The sequence below is a fragment of the Rhodococcus sp. EPR-157 genome (genome assembly GCF_001647195.1).
Taxonomy (GTDB): domain Bacteria; phylum Actinomycetota; class Actinomycetes; order Mycobacteriales; family Mycobacteriaceae; genus Rhodococcoides.
The window spans coordinates 1-9,618 of sequence record NZ_LVCV01000230.1 but is presented as its reverse complement, the minus strand read 5'-3'; the positions used below and the strand labels follow the sequence as shown (position 1 = coordinate 9,618).

Below are 9,618 nucleotides of genomic sequence, written 5' to 3'. Positions count from 1 at the left end.
GGAAGAGCTCTTTCGACGGATGACCGAACTGGGCATGAACACACAGGACGAAGAGGATGGCTAGGCAGCAACTGCCGCCACAGATCAAGAAGATCTACGTCACTAATCGGTCTACCGGCAGCACAGAGTTGCGGTATCAAATGACCGTCGACGCTGGTGTTGCGGACTCCACCGGCACCAGGGCATCGAAGCGAACACAGTTGCGTCGTCGATTTCATACGGAGAAGGACGCTCGCGCAGCCCTTTCCAAGGTACTCGAGGAAGTCTCGAAGGGAACATTCGTTCCCTCGTCGACTACCACGGTCGAAGAGGCCTGCGCTGAATGGCTTGCCGGACGACGCGTACGAGAGTCCACAAAAGCCGCGTATACCCATGCCCTTCAACCGCTGCGCGATACTTTCGGCGGGCTAGCGGTGCAGAAGTTGACCAAGGGTCACTTGGACGCTTTAGTGAACGATCTGTTGGCCGGCAGCTCGGTCAAACCCGATGGCCAACTGCGACGTCCATGGAAGGCCACCTCGATCAATCCGATGCTCAACCTTGTAAGCGCGGTCCTCACCGGGCTGGTGCGAGAAGGGCGATTGGTACGAGACGTTGCCGCGCTCGTTGACCGCGCGCCCCGTGTGCACGTCGAGATGCAGACATTCACGGAAGACGAAGTGCAACGCCTCCTGGAGACATCGACGGCCGACCGGAACGGGCACGCCTGGTTGCTTGCGCTGAGCGGCCTAAGACGCGGTGAACTGTGCGGGCTTCGGTGGAACGATGTCGATCTTCACGCCGGCAGTCTGACAATCAACAACACGCGAGTCTCGGTCAATGGACGCGTCGTGGAGGGTCCGCCGAAGACAGAAAAGTCCAAGCGCACGCTTCCCCTCACGCCAGCCCTCAAATCCGCACTCGAAACTGCACACCGCTTGCAGGGTGTGGAACGAAAGAGTTCGAGCTACGTCGGCCCCGGCACGTACGTCGTGTCCGACGCTGTCGGGCGACCATTTCATCCCGATACGGTCAGCGACTATTGGCGCAAGCTATGCATCGACAGCAAGGTGTCCGACATACGTCTCCACGACGCGCGTCACACGTGCGGGACTCTGCTGCACCTTCAAGGTGTGCCTATTGCCGTGATCTCGGCGTGGCTGGGGCATTCGGACAACGCCTTCACGATGCGCACCTATGTCCACTCCCAGAACCAAGCGCTACTGGGCGCGGCCGATACGTTGCAGTCACTCGTCCGACGTCGTGACGAGCCATCCGATGATGCGAGTTGACCGGCGTTCGTCCGCGACCGTCCACCAAGGAGCAGGCGGACTCACCAGGCGCTGTTCCGGCGAGTTTTGAAGCAGTTGTGACATTCTGTGACACCGAGCTTGCCTATTCGGCAATGAAACTCATTAGAGATAACACAAAGGGCCAGGTCAGGCCCGATTTTCAGTGGAGCCTCCTAACGGGATCGAACCGTTGACCGCTCGCTTACAAGGCGAGTGCTCTACCGCTGAGCTAAGGAGGCGTTGCTGCGTCGTCACTATATCCGCTAAGCGAACGGTCAGTGTGAGCAGGTACCTTGTCGGTGGATCACCCCAGCAACGTAAAGATGGACATGACTTTCCTGCAAGACCTGACGACGTCTCTTGGTCGTCTCACCGGTGAGCGTCGGGCCACCATTGACACACCCACTGCCCCGCCGTCGCCTCTGCGTCCGATCGATCTCTCCGACGATGCTGTCGTGGCCGAGGTGCTCGATCTCGCGGTTCGTGTCGGCGAGGTTCTGCTGGCATCGGGGACAGCGGCGATGGATACGACCGCCCAGGTCCAGTACATCGCGGCAACCTACGGCCTCTCTCGCTGCGACGTCGACGTCACGTACAACTCCATCACCATCAGTGCTCACCGCGGCCCGACGCGTCCTCCGTCGACGACGATGCGCATCGTTCACTACCGCTCGATGGACTTCACTCGGCTCGCTGCCGTCGACCGTTTGATTCGCGGTGTCCGCACGAAGATGATGACGCCGACGCTGGCACGCGAGACGCTGAACAAGATCACCACTGCTCCGCACCCGTACAACCGCTGGGTCGCGACGTTCGCGTGGTCAGGCATGGCCGCATCCATCGGCGTCTTGGTCGGCGGCGGCGCGCTGGTGGCCGTCGTGAGCTTCTTGACGACGATGGTCATCGACCGTATCGGCCGCGTCTTGAACCGCGCAGGCCTCCCGTTCTTCTTCCAGCAGGTCGTGGGCGGATTCGTGGCCGCGACGCCAGCGATCACGCTGTACAACTTCCAGGACCAACTGGGCGTCACGATATCGCCGTCGCTCGTCATCGCCGCCGGAGTAACGGTGTTGTTGTCGGGGCTCTCACTCGTCGGTTCGGTGCAGGACGCCATCACGGGTGCACCGATCACAGCGTCGGCCAGATTCTTCGAAGTCCTGATGATGACGGGCGGCATCATCGCCGGCGTCGCGACGTCGTTGAAGATTGCGGCAATCATCGGCAGCGATCTGCCGCTCATCAGCAATACCCCACCGCCCGATATCACCGAGGTTCCGACGAAGGTACTCGCGGGCGCCTTCGCGTCACTGTTCTACGCCCTCGCCTGTTATGCGGAGAAGCGTGCCCTGACGGCGGCGTTCCTCGGCGGCTTCGCCGGCGCGCTGGTGTATCTGATGGTGCAGACGCTCGCAACGGGCCCGATCATCGCGTCGGCATTCGCGGCGACGGTCGTCGGCTTCGCTGGTGGTCTGATGGCTCGTCGCGCACTGATTCCACCGCTCATCGTCGCGGTCGCGGGCATCACGCCGCTGTTGCCGGGTCTGTCGCTGTACCGCGGTCTGTACGCGATGCTCAACGATCAGCTGCTGCTCGGGTTCAGTTCACTGCTCGCGGCGTTCGGTATCGGCTGCGGCCTGGCGGCCGGAGTCACGCTCGGCGAGTGGGGTGCGCGCACGCTGCGTCGGCCGCGCATCCTGGCGCGCACCGAGGAGCTGCTCCGACCGACCCTTCGTCGACGAGAAGAACCGCGCCGCCCGACGGTTCGTCGGCGACGCGGTCCAGTGGAACTCAAGAAGAAGAAAGCTCAGGCCTCGGGGGTTCCCTCAGCGGACTGACGGGCAGCCGCGTCGGCCTCCATTGCTTCACGGAGGCTGCGCGGACGCATGTCGGTCCAGTTCTTCTCGACGTACTCCAAGCATGCTGCGCGGCTGTCTTCACCGAAGACAACTCGCCAACCCTGCGGGACGTCGGAGAACGTCGGCCACAGTGAGTGCTGATCTTCGTCGTTGACCAGCACGAAGAAGCGTCCGTCTTCGTCATCGAATGGATTGGTACTCATCTCGCCTCACTCGTCGCATACGTATGTAGGCAGTCTTCTTTGGTGAAGTGCCTCCCCTGACCCTAGCAACGCACACTATCCCAACGGTGCGTCAGCTCTGCAGAAATGTCAGTACCGCCTCGTTGATCGCCTCGGGTCGCTCCAGGTAGCCGTAGTGCCCGACATCCGGGATCTCCACGTACTGGGCGTCGGGAATGGCTTTGGCCAGCTCCGCACTCAGGTACGCCGGAATCATCCGGTCGTGCTCGAACCCGACCGACAGGCACGGAACACCGATCTTTCCGTACGCCGCACCGCGGTCGAAATTCTCGTCCATGCCGATCTGCGCTCGAACGCCCGCAGAGATAGGCGCGACGGAAAACTCGAGCAGATCGAGCCAGTCGCGAGCAGATCTGGGGTCGGACAGCGTCGTCGGCGACAGGTTCATCGCGGCCGTGATCGCTGCGGCGTACTTCGGCGGCAGCTCTGTCTTCGCATCGGCCAACGCGCGCTCGCCTTCACCGAGGGTCTTCTGAAACTCGTCGAGCCGAGCGTGTCCGGCAAGGAAGATCGCCTTGCGAATCAACTCCGGACGTCGCAGCGCAAGCTCTTGCGCGACCCGGGCGCCCATCGACGTGCCGACGACGAACGCCTGCTCGTCGCCCTCGCGCACCAGCTCGATCAGACCTGCGGTGTCCGCGACAAGATCATCGATGGTCATGCCCTGGGTGCTCTCGGACGATGGCGCTATGCCTCGGTTGTCGAAGAAGCACACTCGGTATCCGGCCTTGACCAGCGCGGGGACCTGGTGAAGATCCCACACTCGGCCGGGGCTGCCGGTTCCCATGATCAGAACCACCAACGGCCCGGCACCCTTGACCTGGTAGTTCAGCGATATCCCGTTCACCGTGGCGGTGGGCATGTAACTCCTTAGCTGTCGCTCGTGTTCGCGATGAGTTTACGGCCGAGACACCGGCGCCGGGTTTCCGGCATCTCCTCGGGGGTACCCGTGAGTAGGGCACAACGCCGTCCGGCGAACTTAAGTCGCGTATGCGCTAGGAGAACTGCACATGACTGACGACAATGCGTCGCAGGAAGCTCGAAAAGGCCTGCTCGACGGCATCAAGGGCAAGGCGAAGGAGGTCGCCGGCGCGGTGACGGGCAACGACTCGCTCACCACCGAGGGGCAACTCCAGGCCGCACAGGCCCGGCAGAAGAAGGAAGCAAAAGCATCCGAGCTGGCGGCAGAGACCCAGGCCGCACAAGCGGGCGAGGATCTCGCCTCGGTGAAGAACGCCGCGGACGATCAGCGGGCTGCCGCCGAACAAAGCGCCCGCGCCTCCGAAGACGAGGCCCGCCGCACACAGCAGGCACAACGGATCGCTGCCGAGCAGGAGAAGGACCGCAGAGTTGCTGCCGAGGTTGCCGACGCCGAGGTCGACGCCCGTGCCGAGCAGATCGAAGCCGTCGCCGAAGGGCAAGCCGACGCCGCAGCCGCTTCGCAGGACCAGTTGGATGCGGTCGTCGAATACAGCAACGAGGTCTCCGAGGCCGAGGCCGCACGCGCCGCGGCCGAGCGCGCTCGTCGCAACGCCTGACTTTCCACACTTACCTAGGAGTTTTTCGAAGATGAACCTCATCGACATACCGATCACGATCCTCAGATTCCAGTACAAGCTCGTGCGGATTCCACTGGATCTGTTCGAGAACAACGTGGTGCGATCGATGAACGCCGAGGCACCCGCACGACTGGTGTACGAGCGCACCGTCGGCACCCTTGACCAGAAGGTCGGCGCCATTCTCGGCGACAAGAGTGTTCAGCAGCGCGGTGCGGAGCAGGTGCACCACGCTGACGAGCTGGCCCGGGCGCAACGACTGGAAGCCCAGGCCGACGCGAAGGAAGCGGAGGCCGCGCAGAAGTTGAAGGCCTCTCGCGAGACCGCCGAGAAGGAGCGCAAGGCCGCAGCCGACGCGGCCAAGGAAGCGACCGAGAAGGCCCGCGTCGAAGCCGAGGAGCGTAAGCGGCAGGCCGCGCAGGAGGCGGAAGAGAAGGCTGCAGCCGACAAGAAGAAGGCCGACGATGCAGCAGCTGCGCGCGCTGCTGCCGCTCGCAATGCCGAGAAGAAGCAGAAGGAACGGATCGACAAGGTGGAGCGGTCCGTCGCAGCCCCGGCCGAGGCAGAACTCGCCGACGCCGCGGAGCACCAGGAGGACGCCGAGGACAAGAAGGCCGAGGCCGCCAGAATCGAGAAGCTGTTCCTGGCAGAGAAGGAATCGGACAGCTGAACGAGCGCAGCACAACTGGGGAAGAAGCGCCTCCGCGGGACGCTTCTTCCCCAGTTCGCTTCAGGAGACCGGCGTCGTTGCAGCCAGACGAAGCCGTCTGAGCATTCGCTGACCCGCACTCAACCTGGGAGCGGGTTGGCAATCTGCGTCATCGTGCTGAACCAACAAAGCACGGGCCACTTCTGCGTAGTCCGTGACCAGCCGTTCCAACTGTCGAGAACGTCTCTCCAATACGTACCCAAGGAGCACCAGGGAGGCTGGAATAGCCGGAACGGCAGCGGCACTGGGGTGCACGTTCTCGTTCAAGGACCAGACCAGCGCGGTGATAGCCAGAAATCCGCACAGCCACGCCAGGCCTTTGCCTACGTACAGCAACACTGCCGAACGCGATTGGGCCAACTTCGCATAGCGGACTGCCGTCCGGACATCGAGAATCGCGTTGGGAGCGACCCAGTCCGAACCTGCTGCCCTCCACGCGCTGTCGATCGAAAAGGCCTCGTGCTCGGTGTAATCGAGATCGACCCCATCGATGATCAAGGGACTCCAACCAGACCGACGGTACGCACGGACGAGTTCGCGCGTCGACGCCGCCAACGCGACCGCGGCCACTGCCGCCAACGCTGTGCACACTGACACGTACAGGGCTCCGCCCCACAGATGTGAATCGACATACTTCACGGAAGTGAACAGGACCACCAACGAGCACCACCACGCCAGCGTGGTTGATCCCCACCGCGACCGGACGAGGGTACGCACCCACATCGACAGCGCTACTTTACTGTTCACCGCAACCGACGTGGAAGCGAAGTAGACGGCCCAGTAGTACAGAAACACCGCAACGAGCGACATGCCCGCGGTCAGCCAGGCCCAGTCCCGGATCGAAGCAATCCATGCAAGTTCGTAGCCGGCGACCAACACCCACATTGCACAAATCGACGCACATGCCGCCACGAGCACGAGCCCGTTCAACAGGGTTCCCGCCAACAGCGCTGTGAACACACCATTCGGAATCGCCAGTTTGGTTCCACTCTTCGTTTTGTACATCCCGCCCCCAAGCCGCTCAGGCCGACTCTCTCGGTCGACTGGACGACATGGTGCACGATGGCACCGACAACCTAGCGAATACCGCGGAACGTTGCGCGATACGCGCTCGGTGAGACCCCGATCTCTGCCATGAGCTGCTGACGCATCGAGGTGGCGGTACCGAACCCCGCTTCGGCGGCTACGCGGTCGATCGTGTGGTCTGTCTTCTCGAGCAACTCTCGCGCCCGATGCAACCGTTGCTGCACAATCCATTTCGCCGGAGACATACCGACTTCTGCGGCGAATCTCCTCGTGAACGTGCGCACGCTCATCGATTGCGTCGACGCCAGAAGTTCGAGACTCAAAGGCTTGTCCAGATTCGCGACCGCCCACGCTTGCGCATCCGCTGTCGACGTCGTGGTGGTCCGCGGCACCGGAGTGTTCATGTACTGAGCCTGACCGCCACTGCGATGCGGCGGCACGACGGTTCCCCGCGCCACCTCGTTCGCGACGGCGGCACCGAAATCACAGCGAATCATGTAGAGACACAGATCGATTCCCGACGCCTCGCCTGCGGCCGTCAGGATGTTTCCGTCGTGGGTGTACAGAACATTCGGCTCGAGGCGCACCTGCGGGTACAGCGCGCGGAACTGCTCTGCGGACTTCCAGTGCGTGGTGGCCCGTTTACCGTCGAGCAGACCCGCTGAAGCGAGGACGAACGATCCGGTACAGATCGAGGCGATACGGGCCCCTGCCGGAACCGCGTCGAAGATGCCGCCCACGTCGAGCCGAGACGACCCGTAGTCGACGTCCGACGCCGGCACGATGACGGTGTCGGCGTCAGCCAATTCCTCGATGCCCTTGGTGACGTGGATGTCCACGTCGGAGTCGGTGCGCACAGTCCCGGGCGTCAGAGTGCAGGTCACGACGTTGTAGAGCGGCTCGTCTTTCTCCGACCTGGCTTGCCCGAACAGTCGGTGGACCGAACCGAACTCCATCGCAAGTAGGCCGTCGCGAACGAACACCGCTACCTTGTGCGCGCACATGGCCGAATTCTTTCACATGTTGTCTTGTCGGCCACTGTCTCTGCGAACCGAATCCCGGCAGGCTTCGAGCCATGAACATTCTGTGGGTTTTCGCGCATCCTGAACCTCGCTCGCTCAACGGCTCGCTGCGTGACGCGGCAGCGACGCACCTGACGTCGTGCGGGCATACCGTCGAGCAGTCCGACCTGTACCGGATGGGCTGGAATCCCGTTGTCGATGCGGCCGACTACGGCCACGATCGAACCCGCCGCCTTCACGTGGCCACCGCATCGTCGGACGCTCTCCGCAACGGAACCCTCGCCGCGGACATCGCGGATGAACACGAGAAGCTGCGGCACGCTGATGCCGTCGTACTGCAGTTTCCACTGTGGTGGTTCTCGATGCCCGCAATTCTGAAGGGATGGGTCGACAGAGTGTTCGTCGAGGGCTTCGGATACGGAATCCGACACGACAGCGGAATTCACGCCAGCGGCGGCACCCGACGCTACGGCGACGGCCTGATGGCAGGCAGGCGTGCGTTGATCGTCACGAGCATGGGCGGCAGTGAACACACGGTGTCCGGGCGCGGGATCAACGGTTCGCTGGACGAGCTACTGTTCCCGATCCAACACGGATTGTTCTGGTACACAGGCATGTCCGTGCTACCGCCGGTCCTGGTTCCAAGCGCCGACCGAATCACCGCCGAGGGGTATGCGGAAGCGGAATCTCTCCTGCACAGGCGTCTCGACTCGCTGTTCACCGATGCGCCGGTTCCCTTCCGCCAGCAGAACGGTGGAGACTACGACGAGCGGTTCGTCCTGCGGCCCGAGGTCTCGGCCGGCGAAACCGGGGTACGGGTGCACAGCTCCCTGCCGGGTGCGTGAGAATCCCAAGGCACCTACTGTGCTCGAGTACGACCACTCGATCGGCGACGGAGTTTTTGTCGGTGCTCGGTTGTAGCTTCCCTGGCATGCAGAAGTTGGGGGACTTTCAGAGCGCACACACGCTCTCCGATCAGGAGCTCGTGTCCGCGCTCGCGCATATCCACACCACCGAAACCTCCCTCACCGCAGCGAAACTAGCGATACTCGCCGAATCCGACCGCCGCGGCCTCGCCCTCAAACTCGGCTACTCCTCCGTCGCCTACTGGCACGCAAAATCCACCAGAACACCCGAAGCCCAGTCCGCACACCACATCCGCCTCGGCTACTGGCTCACACAACACCCCACCGAAGCGTTGACCGACGCCGACATCCACCACGCCCACGCCACCGCCATCGCCGACGGCCACACCCTCATCCACACCGCAGACCCCACCCTCGACAACGACGCCCTCGACGCGCACGTCGCGACGCTGCTCGATGTCGCCACCCGCGCCCTCGCCTCCACCGTCACCAAACGCGGCCGCGAACTCGCCCACCACGCCGCAGCCGACGCTCAAGCCCGCCACGACGCCACCCGCAGGGCCGCCGAAGCCCACGAAGCCGCCCGGCAACGTGAAGAAGCCGCCCGACGCGACGCGGAAGACAAAGCCCGCCGCACCGGCACACCTTCACCTGACCCCGAACCCGAAGACACCGACACTGCTGACCCCGCGCCTGATCTGCCTGATCTTCCCGATGGTCCCCGCCCACCATCAGCAGCGGAGAATCCCGCGTTGAACGTGTTGAAGATCTTCTCTCTTCCCGACGGGCGGAGCCGAGTCGAAGGCAACCTCGACACCCTCACCGCCGAGAAACTCCGCACCGCCCTCTCCCCACTGACCGCACCGAAACCCGGACCCGGCGGCGCCCTCGACCCGCGGTCCCCCGCCCGGCGTAACGCTGATGGTCTCGCCGAGATCCTCGACCGCCACCTCGCCGGCGGCAAAGGTACGAGCTTCACTGCCCCCGCGCGGGTCAAACTCATCGTCAGACTCGCCGACCTCCTCACACGCCCCTGCAATCACGCCAGCGCCGGGGAAGGCAGTCCGCTC

The 9,618-nt window shown here is 63.4% G+C and carries 10 protein-coding genes and 1 tRNA gene; 6 read left to right on the top strand and 5 right to left on the bottom strand.

What is annotated here, in order from left to right:
- Positions 1-56 precede the first annotated feature (56 nt).
- Complete coding sequence (locus A2J03_RS10480) at positions 57-1,271, top strand: tyrosine-type recombinase/integrase (RefSeq protein ID WP_068373117.1); 1,215 nt, start codon at positions 57-59, stop codon at positions 1,269-1,271.
- A 164-nt stretch (positions 1,272-1,435) separates the two neighbouring features.
- Here A2J03_RS10480 and A2J03_RS10475 read toward each other — a convergent pair.
- A tRNA-Thr gene (locus tag A2J03_RS10475) sits at positions 1,436-1,510 on the bottom strand.
- Between the two features lie 99 nt (positions 1,511-1,609).
- On the opposite strand from A2J03_RS10475, the gene A2J03_RS10470 reads away from it, so the two are divergent.
- Complete coding sequence (locus A2J03_RS10470; RefSeq protein ID WP_442971339.1) at positions 1,610-3,106, top strand: threonine/serine ThrE exporter family protein; 1,497 nt, start codon at positions 1,610-1,612, stop codon at positions 3,104-3,106.
- On the opposite strand, the gene A2J03_RS10465 is transcribed toward A2J03_RS10470, so the two are convergent.
- Together A2J03_RS10465 and A2J03_RS10460 are read right to left on the bottom strand one after the other, a co-directional pair.
- Positions 3,076-3,330: an MbtH family protein gene (locus tag A2J03_RS10465; protein ID WP_019663793.1), complete on the bottom strand. Its 255-nt coding sequence runs from the start codon at positions 3,328-3,330 to the stop codon at positions 3,076-3,078. The genes A2J03_RS10470 and A2J03_RS10465 overlap by 31 nt on opposite strands.
- 91 nt (positions 3,331-3,421) lie before the next feature.
- Positions 3,422-4,231, bottom strand: a complete 810-nt coding sequence (locus A2J03_RS10460) for an alpha/beta fold hydrolase (RefSeq protein ID WP_068373114.1) — start codon at positions 4,229-4,231, stop codon at positions 3,422-3,424.
- 148 nt (positions 4,232-4,379) lie between these two features.
- On the opposite strand from A2J03_RS10460, the gene A2J03_RS10455 reads away from it, so the two are divergent.
- Together A2J03_RS10455 and A2J03_RS10450 are read left to right on the top strand one after the other, a co-directional pair.
- A complete protein-coding gene (locus tag A2J03_RS10455) occupies positions 4,380-4,907 on the top strand; it encodes a general stress protein CsbD (protein WP_068373111.1) in 528 nt (175 codons plus the stop codon).
- A gap of 31 nt (positions 4,908-4,938) precedes the next feature.
- Entirely contained in the window at positions 4,939-5,595 is a 657-nt protein-coding gene (locus A2J03_RS10450; protein WP_068373109.1) for a hypothetical protein, read from the top strand.
- A gap of 60 nt (positions 5,596-5,655) precedes the next feature.
- On the opposite strand, the gene A2J03_RS10445 is transcribed toward A2J03_RS10450, so the two are convergent.
- Positions 5,656-6,639, bottom strand: a complete 984-nt coding sequence (locus A2J03_RS10445; RefSeq protein WP_068373106.1) for a hypothetical protein — start codon at positions 6,637-6,639, stop codon at positions 5,656-5,658.
- A 71-nt stretch (positions 6,640-6,710) separates the two neighbouring features.
- Entirely contained in the window at positions 6,711-7,664 is a 954-nt protein-coding gene (locus A2J03_RS10440; RefSeq protein WP_068373103.1) for a GlxA family transcriptional regulator, read from the bottom strand.
- Positions 7,665-7,735: 71 nt separating this feature from the next.
- Here A2J03_RS10440 and A2J03_RS10435 point away from each other — a divergent pair, with 71 nt between their 5' ends.
- Both A2J03_RS10435 and A2J03_RS10430 read left to right on the top strand, forming a co-directional pair.
- On the top strand, positions 7,736-8,527 hold the full coding sequence (locus A2J03_RS10435) for an NAD(P)H-dependent oxidoreductase (protein ID WP_068373100.1): 792 nt from the start codon (positions 7,736-7,738) through the stop codon (positions 8,525-8,527).
- 86 nt (positions 8,528-8,613) lie between these two features.
- A partial coding sequence (locus A2J03_RS10430; protein WP_156520310.1) for a DUF222 domain-containing protein occupies positions 8,614-9,618 on the top strand: 1,005 nt, incomplete at its 3' end.

Coding starts and splice junctions, on each gene's coding strand:
- A2J03_RS10480 (WP_068373117.1), top strand. CDS start 57: ATGGCTAGGCAGCAACTGCCGCCACAGATCAAGAAGATCTACGTCACT.
- A2J03_RS10465 (WP_019663793.1), bottom strand. CDS start 3,330: ATGAGTACCAATCCATTCGATGACGAAGACGGACGCTTCTTCGTGCTG.
- A2J03_RS10460 (WP_068373114.1), bottom strand. CDS start 4,231: ATGCCCACCGCCACGGTGAACGGGATATCGCTGAACTACCAGGTCAAG.
- A2J03_RS10455 (WP_068373111.1), top strand. CDS start 4,380: ATGACTGACGACAATGCGTCGCAGGAAGCTCGAAAAGGCCTGCTCGAC.
- A2J03_RS10450 (WP_068373109.1), top strand. CDS start 4,939: ATGAACCTCATCGACATACCGATCACGATCCTCAGATTCCAGTACAAG.
- A2J03_RS10445 (WP_068373106.1), bottom strand. CDS start 6,639: ATGTACAAAACGAAGAGTGGAACCAAACTGGCGATTCCGAATGGTGTG.
- A2J03_RS10440 (WP_068373103.1), bottom strand. CDS start 7,664: ATGTGCGCGCACAAGGTAGCGGTGTTCGTTCGCGACGGCCTACTTGCG.
- A2J03_RS10435 (WP_068373100.1), top strand. CDS start 7,736: ATGAACATTCTGTGGGTTTTCGCGCATCCTGAACCTCGCTCGCTCAAC.